General features: G+C 67.7%; 12 protein-coding genes. 3 read left to right on the top strand and 9 right to left on the bottom strand.

What is annotated here, in order from left to right; all coding sequences use genetic code 11:
- Nucleotides 1-394: 394 nt before the first annotated feature.
- Nucleotides 395-1,846: an HNH endonuclease gene (locus QFZ61_RS09095; RefSeq protein WP_307035304.1), complete on the top strand. Its 1,452-nt coding sequence runs from the start codon at nucleotides 395-397 to the stop codon at nucleotides 1,844-1,846.
- 47 nt (nucleotides 1,847-1,893) lie between these two features.
- Here QFZ61_RS09095 and QFZ61_RS09090 read toward each other — a convergent pair whose 3' ends face one another.
- Entirely contained in the window at nucleotides 1,894-2,754 is an 861-nt protein-coding gene (locus QFZ61_RS09090; protein ID WP_307035302.1) for a sulfurtransferase, read from the bottom strand.
- A 50-nt stretch (nucleotides 2,755-2,804) separates the two neighbouring features.
- Here QFZ61_RS09090 and QFZ61_RS09085 point away from each other — a divergent pair, with 50 nt between their 5' ends.
- Nucleotides 2,805-3,893 carry a PLP-dependent cysteine synthase family protein gene (locus QFZ61_RS09085; protein ID WP_307038092.1) on the top strand — a complete coding sequence of 363 codons (1,089 nt, stop codon included), beginning with the start codon at nucleotides 2,805-2,807 and terminating at the stop codon, nucleotides 3,891-3,893.
- A 15-nt stretch (nucleotides 3,894-3,908) separates the two neighbouring features.
- Here the strand turns inward: QFZ61_RS09085 and QFZ61_RS09080 are convergent, their stop codons facing one another.
- Nucleotides 3,909-4,565: an MBL fold metallo-hydrolase gene (locus tag QFZ61_RS09080; protein ID WP_307035300.1), complete on the bottom strand. Its 657-nt coding sequence runs from the start codon at nucleotides 4,563-4,565 to the stop codon at nucleotides 3,909-3,911.
- A gap of 104 nt (nucleotides 4,566-4,669) precedes the next feature.
- Here QFZ61_RS09080 and QFZ61_RS09075 point away from each other — a divergent pair, with 104 nt between their 5' ends.
- Nucleotides 4,670-5,149: a Fur family transcriptional regulator gene (locus QFZ61_RS09075; protein WP_307035297.1), complete on the top strand. Its 480-nt coding sequence runs from the start codon at nucleotides 4,670-4,672 to the stop codon at nucleotides 5,147-5,149.
- 41 nt (nucleotides 5,150-5,190) lie between these two features.
- Here QFZ61_RS09075 and QFZ61_RS09070 read toward each other — a convergent pair whose 3' ends face one another.
- The 7 genes from QFZ61_RS09070 to QFZ61_RS09040 form a co-directional block, all read right to left on the bottom strand.
- Nucleotides 5,191-6,114 (bottom strand): hypothetical protein, encoded by a 924-nt coding sequence (locus tag QFZ61_RS09070; protein WP_307035295.1) that lies wholly within the window; start codon nucleotides 6,112-6,114, stop codon nucleotides 5,191-5,193.
- A 66-nt stretch (nucleotides 6,115-6,180) separates the two neighbouring features.
- On the bottom strand, nucleotides 6,181-7,068 hold the full coding sequence (locus tag QFZ61_RS09065; RefSeq protein ID WP_307035293.1) for a metal ABC transporter permease: 888 nt from the start codon (nucleotides 7,066-7,068) through the stop codon (nucleotides 6,181-6,183).
- Nucleotides 7,069-7,884 carry a metal ABC transporter ATP-binding protein gene (locus QFZ61_RS09060; protein ID WP_307035291.1) on the bottom strand — a complete coding sequence of 272 codons (816 nt, stop codon included), beginning with the start codon at nucleotides 7,882-7,884 and terminating at the stop codon, nucleotides 7,069-7,071. It lies immediately after the preceding gene.
- Nucleotides 7,881-8,732, bottom strand: a complete 852-nt coding sequence (locus tag QFZ61_RS09055) for a metal ABC transporter solute-binding protein, Zn/Mn family (protein WP_307035289.1) — start codon at nucleotides 8,730-8,732, stop codon at nucleotides 7,881-7,883. Before QFZ61_RS09055 ends, QFZ61_RS09060 begins: the two co-directional genes overlap by 4 nt.
- Before the next feature lie 183 nt (nucleotides 8,733-8,915).
- Nucleotides 8,916-9,977, bottom strand: a complete 1,062-nt coding sequence (locus QFZ61_RS09050; protein WP_307035288.1) for a hemolysin family protein — start codon at nucleotides 9,975-9,977, stop codon at nucleotides 8,916-8,918.
- On the bottom strand, nucleotides 9,974-11,335 hold the full coding sequence (locus tag QFZ61_RS09045; protein WP_307035286.1) for a hemolysin family protein: 1,362 nt from the start codon (nucleotides 11,333-11,335) through the stop codon (nucleotides 9,974-9,976). The genes QFZ61_RS09050 and QFZ61_RS09045 overlap by 4 nt, the downstream gene beginning before the upstream one ends.
- 267 nt (nucleotides 11,336-11,602) lie before the next feature.
- Complete coding sequence (locus tag QFZ61_RS09040; protein WP_307035284.1) at nucleotides 11,603-13,081, bottom strand: GuaB1 family IMP dehydrogenase-related protein; 1,479 nt, start codon at nucleotides 13,079-13,081, stop codon at nucleotides 11,603-11,605.
- Nucleotides 13,082-13,279: the final 198 nt, after the last annotated feature.

Here is a 13,279-nt window from a genome sequence, read left to right as displayed (position 1 = left end):
CGGTGGCCGCATCCGCTGTTCTCCGGCGAAAATAGCGGTAGATGCGGTCGTGGCTGGCAGCGTGCGCCGCCAAAAACCGCTTTTCCCGTTCCAAATTTGCGGGATCCCTCCGGACTGCTTGCAAGCTCATACCCCGTTAATGTCCGGCATCATCGAAAGTGTAACGACGGGGCGCACGAATCTGTCGGAGCTTCCGCACGGCGCCAACTCCGCAGTGGCTTTAAGTGTCAGTGGTCACTGGAAGACTGGGACCATGGGCGGCAAAGGAGACCTGGAGACAGCTTCGGCGGGGCATGCCGTCCTCACCCATGTGAGGCCCGGAGCGGGAGACTCCGCCGCGACGGAAGGTCTTCGCGGGGCCGTTAACGTCATAGCCCGAACGGATACTTGAACCATGGACGGCAAGCAGGGGCCCGGCGTGGTTCTGGCGGACAGCGTGAAGATCGCGGACCTTGCGCGGCTCCTGGCCGGGATCCCGGCCCCGGCCAGCGCCGCGGCACTCATCGCTGAAACACGCGTCCTGGAGGATCTGAAGTCGGCCTTGGCTGCGCGTCAGGCCCGGCTCGCTGTCGCGTTCGACCTGGCCCAGCGGCGTGAACAAGCCGCCGCCGGAGTCCCCGCCGACCAGCGCGGGGCCGGGGCCGGGGCGCAGATCGCCCTGGCCCGGCGGGAATCCCCGGCCAAAGGCGCCCGGCTCCTCGGCCTGGCGAAAGCCCTCGTCACCGAAATGCCGCACACCCTCACCGCCCTGGAAACCGGACACCTCAACGAATGGCGCGCCACCCTTCTGGCCCGGGAAACCGCCTGCCTGCCCGCCGCCGACCGGACCGCCGTCGACGAAGAACTCGCCCCCGACACCGGCACCTTCGACGGCGCCGGGGACCGGGCCATTACCGCCGCAGCCCGCGCCGCCGCCTACCGCCGGGACCCCCGCTCGGTCACCCAGCGCGCCGCACACGCCGCCACCGAACGCCACGTCAGCATCCGCCCCGCCCCCGACACCATGTGCTACCTCACCGCACTGCTGCCCGTCGGCCAAGGCGTCGCCATGTACGCGGCCCTGACCCGGCACGCCGACACGCTCCGGTCCGCCGGAGACACCCGCACCCGCGGCCAACTGATGGCCGACACCCTCGTCGAACGCACCACCGGCACACCCGGCGGGATCAACGGAGTCGAAATCCAACTCGTCATGACCGACCGCACCCTCCTCCAAGCCGACAGCGAACCCGCCCGGCTCCCCGGCTACGGCATCGTCCCCGCCGGCTGGGCCCGGGAACTCCTCAACGGACCGGCGGCCGGCAAGGAGCCCGGCAAGATCAACGCCAGCAGCGACGATCCGGCCTTCGCGACCTGGATCCGGCGGCTCTACACCGCACCCGCGACCGGCGACCTCGTCGCCATGGACTCCCGAGACCGGCTCTTCCCACCCGGACTGCGCCGGTTCATCCAAACCCGCGACGACACCTGCCGCACACCCTACTGCGACGCCCCCATCCGGCACCTGGACCACATCATCCCCTGGCACAACGACGGACCAACCACCTCCAGCAACGGCGCCGGACTCTGCGAAGCCTGCAACCACACCAAAGAAACCCCCGGCTGGACCGCACAACCCAGACCCGGACCCGGCCGCCACACCCTCGAACTCACCACCCCAACCGGCCACACCTACTCCTCAACCGCACCACCGCTACCAGGAAGCGGGCACCGGCGAATGCCTGAGCAACTGGATGCGCTTGGCCCCGAGGCGGCAGCTCACGCCGGACCGTTGCAGAGCAGGAAGCTGCGGCATCGGGCGAAAGTATCCATGGGCACCCGCGTGCGCAAGCGGGCAGCCGCGTGACGTGCCAGCGGGCGAGGTCAACCGGCCAAGAACACTGCGTCGCTAGGTTAACCGGCCGCGGACCCGTCGCCGCCGGGAGCAGCACCGGTGACGACTTCGTTTCTAGGGTTGTTGCACCACTCCGAGAAGGAGCCGGGGTACAGTGCCGCGGGAAAGCCGGCAATCTCAAGGGCAGCGATCTCGTGGGCCGCGGTCACGCCGGAGCCGCAATAGACGGCCGTCGGCAGCTCCTCGGTGACGCCGAGTTCGGCAAAACGTTTCCGCAGCACAGCCGCGGGCAGAAAACGGCCATCCTCCGCCAGGTTGTCGGCGGTCGGCGCGCTGACTGCGCCGGGGATGTGGCCGGCGCGCGGGTCGACGGGTTCAATTTCGCCGCGGTAGCGTTCGCCGGCGCGGGCGTCCAGGAGCACGCCCGTCCGGGACCAGCCCGCCGCTTCAGCTGCGCCAAGGGCCGGCATGTCGCCGTCAGAGAGGTCGACGTCGCCAGGCTCCGGAGCAGCTTCGCCGCTCTCGACTTCCAGACCGGCCGCCTGCCAGGCGGCAAGGCCGCCGTCGAGCAGTCGGACCGAGGAGAAACCGGCGTTGCGCAGCATCCACCAGAGCCGTGCTGCTGCCATGTTCCCGCTGTCGTCATAACCCACGACCGTGTCCCCGTTCCGGACCCCCCAGGAGCGCGCCGACAGCTCGAACTGCTCCGTTGGCGGCAAGGGGTGGCGGCCTCGGGCGGGCTCTTCCGGACCGGCCAACTCGGTGGGAAGGTCCACGAACACGGCACCGGGAAGATGCGCTTGCCGATAGTGCTCCCGGCCGTGCGGGTCGCCGAGCGCCCAGCGCACATCCAGCAGCACCGTGCGCTCACCGGAATCCAACCGTTTCTTGAGTTCGGCCACAGTCATCAGCGTTTCCATCCGCCCACTCTAACCGGGCCACAGACCCGCGAAGGTAGGCTAATGCGGTGATGACAGCGCGCCAGCAGGACCGGGATTGGGTAGACGAAGCCATCCGCCGGATCAATGCTGAAAACAACAGATCCGCCGACACCCACCTCTACTCGGTGCCCCTGCCGGAGCACTGGGGCGTCCAGCTCTACCTCAAGGACGAATCGACCCACCGCACCGGAAGCCTGAAGCACCGGCTGGCCCGTTCGCTGTTCCTGTTCGGACTGGTCAACGGCTGGATCCGCGAAGGCACCACCATTGTGGAGGCGTCCAGCGGCAGCACAGCGGTTTCCGAAGCGTACTTTGCGCAATTACTGGGATTGCCATTCATCGCAGTGATGGCCACGACCACCAGCCGCGAGAAGATCAGGCTCATCGAACAGTTCGGCGGCACCTGCCACCTGGTGGACCACGCCTCCGAGGTTTACGCGGCCGCGGAAGAGCTGGCGCGAAGCACCGGCGGCCACTACATGGACCAGTTCACCTATGCGGAGCGGGCCACGGACTGGCGCGGCAATAACAATATCGCCGAGTCGATTTTCGGCCAGCTGGCCCTTGAGGAGCACCCGGTCCCGGACTGGATCGTGGTGGGAGCCGGCACCGGCGGCACCAGCGCCACCATCGGCCGGTACCTGCGCTACCAGCGGCACGACACCCGGCTCGCCGTCGTCGATCCCGAAAACTCCGCGTTCTTCCCCGGCTGGCTCGCCAGCCGGGACGGCGGGACAACGGACGCCTCCGGGCAGCCGTCGCGGATTGAGGGCATCGGCCGACCACGGTTGGAGCCCAGCTTCGTACCGGGGGTGATCGACTCGATGATCCAGGTTCCGGACGCCGCGTCCGTCGCCGCCATGCGCCACCTGCGCGACTACGCGGGCCTGCACGCCGGGCCCTCCACCGGCACTAACCTGTGGGGCGTGTGGCAGCTCATCGCCGGGATGATCGCCGAGGGCCGCCACGGCAGCGTGGTGTCGTTGATGTGCGACGGCGGCGACCGTTACTCCGGGAACTACTACAACCCCGAATGGCTGCAGACCCAGAACCTGGATCCGGCGCCGTATGAGGCCACCATCGGCGAGTTCTTCGCCAGCGGCGTCTGGCCCGCCTGATATTCAACCGGCCGGCTAGACCTCCACCGATTCTCCGCTGACAAGGCGGCGGTACTCGGTGCCGTACTTGGCGCCGATCCGGGTCACATGGCCCTCCACCAGGCCGCGACCCGTGTCGTTCAGGAGGGCGTCGTGGATCGGGAAGGCCCGCGGCGCGCGGACGCCGACCACGAAGTCCACCACTTCACCGACCTTGTTCCATGGCGCATGGATCGGCACCAGGAGGGTCTGCACGTCGATGCCGTCCGGGATCACGAAGGAATCGCCCGGATGGTAGATATTCGAGTCCACCAGATAACCGATGTTGGCAACCACCGGGATCAACGGGTGGATGAGGGCATGCTGGCCGCCGAAGCTCCGGATCGCGAAACCGGCCGCTTCGAAGTCCTCGCCCACCCGCACCGTGTGGATCCGCTCCGCCGCGTCCGGCGCTTTAGCGCGTAGCTGGGCGGCCACGCCGTCGGGCGCGTACAACTGGAGCCGGGGGTCGGCCAAGATCACGGCAGAAACGGCGTCGACGTCGATGTGGTCCGGATGCTCGTGCGTGATCAGCACAGCGTCCGCGCCGTTCAGAGCCTCCGCCACCTCGGAGAACGTGCCCGGATCCAGCACCAGCACCCGGCCTTCCTTCTCGATCCGGACGCAGGCGTGGGTGAATTTCGTCAGCTTCATCCGGCCAGCCTAGGGCTCCGTCCGAAGCAGTGTCCACGGTGCCCGGCTGGTAATCTGGGACCCTGCCCCTCCGAACAGCGTCACCCCAGCGAAGCGAGTTTCCCATGTCCCACGGCGCCACCACGGGCGGCGGTCCGGCACCGGTCGAGGCGACCGCCGGCACCAAGGAACAGCCTGCGGGCAAGGAGCAGCGCGTCACGAAGCAGCGGCTTGCCGTCAGTGCCGCCCTCGATGAACTGGATGACTTCGTCAGCACCCAGGAGCTGCACCGCATCCTGCAGGAGCGCGGCACCTCCGTCTCGCTCGCAACGTCCTACCGGATCCTGCAGTCCCTCGCGGACGAAGGGCTGGTGGACGTGCTGCGGAACACCGACGGCGAGGTGGTCTACCGGCGGTGCGCGGTCACCGGCCACCACCACCACCTGTTGTGCCGCAACTGCGGCAAGGCCGTTGAAGTCGAGGCCCCGGCCGTCGAGGCCTGGGCTGCGCGGATCGCGGCCGAGCACGGCTTCACCACGGTTGAGCACACGGTGGAGATTTTCGGCTTGTGCCCCGAGTGCACGGCGCTGCAGCGCAACAACTAAGGGCGGGGCTGACGCCGCCTCTTAGTCCTGCTGGGCCCCTTTTAGTCCTGCTTGAACCGGATCTGGCCGAGTTCGCTGGTGATCGTCAGCTCCGAGGAGTCGAGCCGGTAGACCGAGGGCACTTTGAAGAAGGCAGTCGTCCAGCCTCGCTGCTCCGACTCCGGGCCGGCGCAACCATCGGCCGACTCTGCCATCCGCGACAGTTCAGGGACCAGGCCAAAGTCGTCCACCGACACGGGCACGTTCAGCACGCCGCACGGCATCCGCACCACCAGAGCCGTGGCCCCTCCCGCCCGGTCGAAGCTCAGGTGGAGCGGCGTGGACGTCAGCCAATACATGTTCTGACCGCGCATGGAACCCGACGTCGAGGTGAACGTCCGGCAGGTCAGCGGGGCGGCCCCGTACACGGGTCCCGTTACACCGGTGCCAATCACCGCCGGACACGCCTCGCCTGCCCTCGGTGGCGGGGTTACCGGCGCGGTCGGTGCGGATGAGGGGCCGCCCGGCAGGATTTTCGGGTCGGAGCCGGGGCCGATGAGCTTCGCGCCGCCGCTCGGCCGGTTCTTCGACTCCCCCATCACCAGGGTCCAGCGCTCGTCGCTCCACGAGATCATGTAGCGGACGGAGGCGGAGTCACCGTCGTGCCGGGCGGTGACGTTGGCTACCTCCGGAAAATCGTTGCTGATTCCGAGCTGCCAGGAGTCCGGCGTCCAGCCCCGGACGGAGTCAACCAGTTGCTGGGCCTCGGGGCGGGCGTTGACGGCCGCCGGACTGACCAGGGCGACGAGGCTCTCGGTGGATCCGGACAGCGCGGCAGTCATGACACTCCGGGCAAACTCCTCACGCGTGGAGAGGTCCGGCTGCCGCGGCTCAGCAAGGCAGGCCGAAACCGCCGGCAACAGCAGCAGCACCAGGGCGGCCAGACCCACCCACCGCCGGAGCAAATTCCCCATGTGTTCCCCCATGCGAGCACTGTACGTGCTGCGGCCGTTGAGGGCGACCACCCGGAGCGTCCGGGCAAAGGGCGGTGCCTAGGGAGCCGCCGTCGAGGGCGCTAGCACGCGGCCGTTGATGCCGCGCTTGGCCCGAATGTTGCCGACGGCGCGGCAGATGACGTAGATCAAAAAGGACAGCGTCGTCACGTAGGGGCTGATCGGGAGCCGGCCGCCGAGCGCCAGCAGGATCCCGCCTACGGTGGCCGTCACGGCGAAGACCACGCTGAGCAGCACCACGAGCCGCGGCGAGGACGTCACCCGCAGGGCAGCCGCGGCCGGCGTGATCAGCAGCGCCAGCACCAGCAGCGCTCCGACGATCTGGATCGACAGTGCCACGCTCACGCCCAGCAGCAGCATGAAGCCCAGGGCCAGTCCCCGGACCGGGACGCCGCGTGCCGCGGCGACCTTCGGATCCACACTCGCGAACGTCAGCGGCCGCCAAATGGCAACCAGCGCCAGCATGACGACGACGGCGGCACCGGCGAGCACCTGCAACTGCACGGTGCCGACGGAGACGATCTGGCCGGTGAGGAGGCCGAACTTGTTCGCGGCCCGGCCTTCGTAGAGCGAGAGGAAGAGGATGCCCAGGCCCAGGCCGAAGGGCATCAGCACACCGATGGTCGAGTTTTTGTCCCGGGCCCGGACGCCCATCAGGCCCAGCAGCAGCGCGGCGACCACCGAACCGGCCAGCGCGCCGAGCACCACATCCGCGCCGACCAACAAGGCAAAGGCGGCCCCGGCGAAGGAGAGCTCGGAAATGCCGTGCACGGCGAACGCCAGGTCGCGCTTCATCACGAAGGTGCCCACCAGGCCGCCCAGCAGGCCGAGCACAGCGCCGGCCCAGATCGAGTTCTGGACCAGTCCGAGCAGTTCGCCATAGTTCTCGAAGTTGAAGATCGCCTGCAGAATATGGTTCAGGTCCACCTAACCCACCTCGCCTGCGACTGCGTGGGCATCCTCATGGTGGTGCGTCGTCGCGTCCGGCAGGCCCACCACGATCATCCGGCCGTTGGCGTGGATCACTTCCACATGGCTGCCGTACAGCTCGGACAGGACCTCGGTGGTCATGACTTCTTCGGGCGTTCCCACCCGGAAGCGGCCGCCGGCGAGATACAGCACCCGGTCCACGTAGTCGATGATCGGGTTGATCTCATGGGTGACGAAAATGACCGCGCTGTCCTCTTCATGGCACTGCCGGTTGATCAGCCCGCTGACAGCCTGCTGGTGGTGCAGATCCAGCGACAACAGCGGTTCATCGCACAGCAGGACCTTGGGGTCGGTGGCGAGGGCCTGCGCCACCCGAAGACGCTGCTGCTCCCCGCCGGAAAGCTGGCCGACCGGGACCTTGGCGTAGTCCTGCGCCCCGACTTCGGCCAGGAGGTGATCGATCTTGCGGTTCACCTTTCCCCCGCCCAGGCGGATCCCCCAGCGGTGGCCGTCGACGCCGAGTCCCACCAGGTCTCGGGCACGCAGGGGCGTGTCCGGATCAAAGGACTCCTGCTGCGGCACGTACCCGATCCGCTGGTTACCCCGTGCGATGGGCTGGCCGTCGAGGACGGCGGTCCCTGTGCTGAGGTCCTGCAGTCCGAGCAGCACCTTGAGGAGGGTGGTCTTGCCGCTGCCGTTGGGGCCGAGGACGGCGAAGAATTCGCCGGGGAAGATGTCCAGGTCCAGGTTCTCCCACAGGGTCCGCTGACCGAACTTCAGGGACGCTGAGCGGAGACTTACGACGGGTTTCAACTGCGGTTACCTCCCTGGCTGAGGGCCCCGGCCAGCGCGTCCACGTTGCCGGACATCCACTGCAGGTAGGTCTTGCCCTCCGGCAGCGTTTCGCTGAATTCCACGACGGGGACGCCGGCGGCGACGGCGGCGTCCCTGAGCGCGCGCGTCTGCGGGCCTTCCGTCTGGGGGTTGTAAGCGAGCAGGCGGATTCCGCCGGATTTCACGACGTCGACGGCGGAGCGCAGCACGGCCGGCGGGACGTCCGACCCGGCCTCGATGGCGGCGCTGTACTCGGGCGGTGTCCGGTTTTCCAGGCCCGCTGCTTCCAGCAGGTACAGCGGTACCGGTTCCGTGACGGCGACGCCGCCGGGGGCCGCCGGAGCCTTGAGCGCCGAGAGCCGGGTGTCGAGGCCGGCGAGCTCCTTTTTCAGTCCCGCGGCCCGGCTTTGGAAGTCCGCGGCAGAGGACGGCTCCAAGGCGCCCAGCTTCTCCGCCAGCGCGTCGGCCACCCGGCTCATGCCGGCGGTGCTGTACCAGACGTGTTCGTTGAAACCTGCCGGGGAGCCGGATTCCAGGCCGGAGGCGTCCGCCGCGACGAGCAGGTTCTTTTCGCCCAGCCCGGTGTCCTCGGCCAGTTTGTGCAGGAAATCGTCGTAGCCGCCGCCGTTTTCCACCACCAGTTCGGCTTTGGACACCGCCAGCTTGTCCTGCGTCGTGGCCTCATAGGAATGCGGGTCCTGGCTGGTCCGGCTGATGATCGAGCTGACCCGGACTTTGTCCCCGCCCACCGTCTTGACGAGGTCGCCGTACACGCTGGTGGAAGCAACGACCTCGACCACACCGTCCCCCGGCCCCCGGCCGGTCACTGCGGGGTGTCGTCGTACCGCAGGCCGTCAGCAGGAGGCTGCTGAGGCCGGCAAGGACAAGAGCGGCGGCGGAACGGCGCACGGGACATACCTCGGATCAGTTATTGAGAAGCGTTAGCAATACAGCGAGTCTAACCCTAAATGGGAATCATTCCTATTTAGGGTCAGACCGGCGTGCTGCGGTCAGCCCTGCCCGAGCCTGCGGTAGCCGGTGGCCTGGGTGGCGTCCCTGATCTCGCCCACCAGCAGTTCAATGACGTCCTCAAGGAAAAGCACGCCCTGGGTGTGGCCGTCCGGGCCGATCACACGGGCCAGGTGCGAGCCGGTGCGCTGCATGACGGACATGGCCTTTTCGATCTCATCGTCCATCGCGAGGTTGGCCAGCGAACGGATGCGGCTCTCAGCAATCGGGTACTGGTAGCCGGCTTCGGAGATCGACAGCACATCCTTGATGTGCAGGTAGCCGGAGAGCATCCCCTCGTCGTCGAGCATCGGGAACCGGGAGAACCCGGTCCGGCTCACGGATTTCTCGAACTCCTCCGGCGTGGTGGCGGCCTTCAGCATCACGAGCTTCTCCAACGGAACCATCACCTCGGAGGCTGTATGTTCGGAGAACTCCAGCGCTCCGGTGATGAGGCCGGCGTCGTCGTCCACCAGGCCGTGGCGGGTGGACTCCTGGACGATCGACTGGACCTCCTCGAGCGTGAAGGAGGAGGTGACCTCGTCCTTCGGCTCGATCCGCATCAATTTCAGGATGTGGTTCGCGGACCAGTTAAGCGCCACGATCACCGGTTTGACCGCACGGGCGATGAACATCAGTGGCGGGGCCAGCAGCAGGGCCGCCTTGTCCGCAACCGAGACCGAGATGTTCTTGGGCACCATTTCGCCGAACGTCACGTGCAGGAAGGTGACGATCAGCAGGGCGATCGCGAACGCCACCACGTCGGCCATCTCCGTCGGGATGCCCAGTGCTTCCAGCGGCACGGCCAGGAGGTGGTGGATGGCAGGCTCTGCCACCTGCAGGATCAACAGGGAGCACACGGTGATGCCCAGCTGGGCGCAGGCGAGCATCAGCGAGACGTTTTCCATCGCCCGCAGCGTGGTCTGGGCCTGTTTGGAGCCGGACTCGGCGAGGGGCTCTATCTGGCTCCGCCGGGCGGACATGACGGCGAATTCGGCCGCCACGAAGAAGGCGTTGCCCAGCAGCAGCACAGCCAGCCAGAGGATTCCCATCCAGTCGCTCATGCGGCACCTGCCTGTCCGGCAGCGTCAAGGCGCCCGTCGTGTCCGCCGTGCTGCTCATGCTCGGGCGGCGATGGCGTGAAGCAGATGCGGTCAATGCGGCGTCCGTCCATACGCGTCACGCTCAGTTTCCCGCCGACGACGCCGACGGTGTCGCCGACTACGGCGATGCGGCCGAGCTGGCTCATCACATAGCCGCCGACCGTCTCATAGGTCGCTTCGTCCGGCACTGTCAGTCCGGGTACTTGCTCGGAGAGTTCGTCAGGCCGGAGTAAGCCCGGGAAGTACCAGTCCCCGGAGGCGCTCTGCAGCAGCCCGGGGCGGACCTTGTCATGTTCGTCGGCCACTTCCCCGACAATTTCCTCCACGAGGTCCTCAAGCGTGGCGATGCCGGCGGTTCCGCCGTACTCATCGAGCACGACGGCGAGCTGCAGGTTCCCTTCGCGCAGTTCGGCGAGGAGCCCGTCCAGGTGGATCGTCTCGGGCACCCGGAGCACCTCCGTCATGATTGCCCCGGCTTCCAGATTGGCCCGCCGGTCCGGCGGGACGGCGATGGCTTTTTTGATGTGCACGACGCCGCGGATGTCGTCGGACGACTCGCCGATCACCGGGAACCGGGAGTAGCCGGTCCGCTTGGCGGCCTCCACGATGTCCGAAACCGGCTGGTGGCCGTCAATGGTCTCCACCCGGATCCGGGGCGTCATCACGTCAGCGGCCGTCCGGCCGGAGAAGTTCAGGGTGCGTGAGACGAAGTTGGCGGTCCGCTCGTCCAGGGTTCCCATCGCCGCCGAACGGCGCACCAGGGAGGCGAGTTCGGCCGGGCTGCGGGCACCGGAGATCTCTTCCTTGGCCTCCAAACCGAAGACGTTCAGGACCTTGTTCGAGAAGCCGTTGAGGACAATTATCGCCGGTTTGAAGACGGCGGTGAACATCAGCTGCGGCCGGGCGACGGCCTTGCCGATCGGAAAGGACAGCGCGATGGCCATGTTCTTCGGGACCAGTTCACCGATCAGCATGGACAGCAGGGTGGCCAGCGCCATGGCTACGACCAGCGAAACCGATGTCGCAGCCGCTTCGGGCAGGCCCAGCGCGGACAGCGGGCCTTCGAGCAGCTTGCCCACCGACGGTTCCATCACGTAACCGGTGAGCAGCGTGGTCAGGGTAATGCCGAGCTGGCAGCTGGAAAGCTGCGTGGACAGGGACTTCAGGCACCTGAGCAGCGGAACGGCAGCGGTGTCGCCGTTGTCCACCGCACGCTGTACGGTGGCCTGGTCAAGCGCGACCAGGGAGAATTCGACGGCAACGAAGAAGCCGGTGCCGAGAATGAGGAGCAATCCTGCTCCGAGCAGTAGCCACTCCATTTAGCGGCCCGCTTCGCAGGGCAGGAGGACTGGCCGGGGGAAACGTACCGGCGGAGGATGGTCAGCCGCGGCCGACCCTGTTTCCTGGAAGGCAGTGCGGCCGTGGGAGTGTCCCTGACGGACGGCACTGGAGTGATGGGCGCGTGAACGGGGTTTGCCGGCTCTGCGGGTGGACTGGGCGGGAACGGTGTGCGTTCCGCGCTGACAGCCCCCAGGCCGGCACCTAGATTTACTGTCCATAAGAATTTCAGTCTACAGGAGCGCCGTTCACCAGCTTTGCGGTACCGGCCGGCCTTCCTCGTAGCCGGCTGCTGACTGGATGCCCGCCACGGCGCGTTCCCGGAACGCGGCAAGGTCCGCGGCGCCTGCGTAGCTCATGGAGCTGCGCAGCCCTGCGGTGATCATGTCCAGCAGGTCCTCCACACCGGGCCGTCCGGCGTCCAGGTACATCCGCGAGGTGGAGATACCTTCCTCGAAGAGGGCTTTCCGGTCCTTTTCGAAGGCGTCTTCGCGCTGGTTGCGGTTCTGCACCGCGCGCGCTGATGCCATGCCGAAGCTTTCCTTGAACTGCCGGCCGCCGGCGTCGACCTGCAGGTCCCCCGGGCTTTCGTGCGTACCGGCGAACCACGAACCGATCATGACCTGGCTGGCGCCGGCCGCGAGGGCCAGCGCCACGTCGCGAGGGTAGCGGACACCGCCGTCGGCCCACACCCTGCCGCCGGCGGCACGCGCCGCCGCCGAGCACTCCAGCACCGCGGAGAACTGGGGCCGGCCGACGGCGGTCATCATCCGCGTGGTGCACATGGCACCCGGACCGACCCCGACCTTGACGATGTCGGCGCCGGCCCGGATCAGCTCGCGCGTCGCTTCGGCGGTGACCACGTTGCCGGCCACCACCGGCACGCCGGGGTCCAGGCTCCGGACCGCAGCCAGGGCGTCGAACATCTTCTGCTGGTGGCCGTGCGCGGTGTCCAGCACCAGCACGTTGACGCCGGCGGCGAGCAGCGCTGCGGCCCGGCCGGCGACGTCTCCGTTAATACCGACGGCGGCCGCTACTTTGAGCGCCCCACCGCCGTCGAGCAACGGCCGGTAAAGCGTCGAGCGCAGCGCGCCCTTGCGGGTCAGGACACCGGCCAGCGTTCCGTCCTGCTGGACGGGCGCGAAGTCGGTGCCGGCGCCGTCCATGGCGTCGAAGGCCCCGCGCAGGGAGCGTGCGAGAGCCCCGGGATCAGCGCCGTGTTCCGTTCCGGCGTCGAAGTCCGCGGCATCCAGGATCAGCGGCTGGTGGCGCATCACCGAGGACAGCGACGCGAAGCGGTCCTGCCCCTCGCAGTCGGCAGCCCGGACCACGCCGGCGACGGCGCCGGCGTCGTCGAGCACTACGACGGCGCCGTGCGGCCTCTTGCCCATCAGGTGAAGGGCATCGATCACGGTGTTGGACGCGCCGAGGCTGACAGGAGTTTCGAACACCGTGTGGCGTGCCTTCACCCAGGCGGTGACGTCGCGGAGCACGTCCAGCGGCACGTCCTGCGGGAGCACGGCCAGACCGCCCCGGCGGGCCATGGTTTCGGCCATCCGCTTCCCGGTCACTGCCGTCATGTTGGCCACGACCAGCGGAATGGTGGAACCGGTCCCGTCATCGGCCGCCAGGTCCACGTCCAGGCGCGATGTGACATCGGAACGCGAGGGGAGCAGGAAGAGGTCAGAATAGGTCAGATCGGTGGTTGGCTCGCTCAGGAAACGCACGTTTGCTCCTCGCTGAAAAGGGGTTCTCGTTCGAATTCTAGGCGAGGCGGGATGCTTGCCCCGCCTGGGCTCCGGGACGCCGCATCGGACGCTCGCCAAGTTGACGGATGATTTGAGTCACGGTTATTGGCGGTTTGACCGGAATCGTCACTAGACTGACAAAGGTCTGGGTTCACGCTGGACGCGGAGAACTGGTTC

Origin of the sequence: Arthrobacter sp. B3I4 (genome assembly GCF_030816855.1) — a bacterium.
Classification (GTDB): Bacteria; Actinomycetota; Actinomycetes; order Actinomycetales; family Micrococcaceae; genus Arthrobacter.
The sequence above is the reverse complement of the archived record's forward strand: the minus strand, read 5'-3'. Positions and strand labels throughout refer to the sequence as shown.

What these genes read in the sequence shown, in the direction of transcription:
- QFZ61_RS09095 (WP_307035304.1), top strand. Translation starts at nt 395, where the DNA reads ATGGACGGCAAGCAGGGGCCCGGCGTGGTTCTGGCGGACAGCGTGAAG.
- QFZ61_RS09075 (WP_307035297.1), top strand. Translation starts at nt 4,670, where the DNA reads ATGTCCCACGGCGCCACCACGGGCGGCGGTCCGGCACCGGTCGAGGCG.
- QFZ61_RS09090 (WP_307035302.1), bottom strand. Translation starts at nt 2,754, where the DNA reads ATGGAAACGCTGATGACTGTGGCCGAACTCAAGAAACGGTTGGATTCC.
- QFZ61_RS09045 (WP_307035286.1), bottom strand. Translation starts at nt 11,335, where the DNA reads ATGGAGTGGCTACTGCTCGGAGCAGGATTGCTCCTCATTCTCGGCACC.
- QFZ61_RS09085 (WP_307038092.1), top strand. Translation starts at nt 2,805, where the DNA reads ATGACAGCGCGCCAGCAGGACCGGGATTGGGTAGACGAAGCCATCCGC.
- QFZ61_RS09070 (WP_307035295.1), bottom strand. Translation starts at nt 6,114, where the DNA reads ATGGGGGAACACATGGGGAATTTGCTCCGGCGGTGGGTGGGTCTGGCC.
- QFZ61_RS09080 (WP_307035300.1), bottom strand. Translation starts at nt 4,565, where the DNA reads ATGAAGCTGACGAAATTCACCCACGCCTGCGTCCGGATCGAGAAGGAA.
- QFZ61_RS09050 (WP_307035288.1), bottom strand. Translation starts at nt 9,977, where the DNA reads ATGAGCGACTGGATGGGAATCCTCTGGCTGGCTGTGCTGCTGCTGGGC.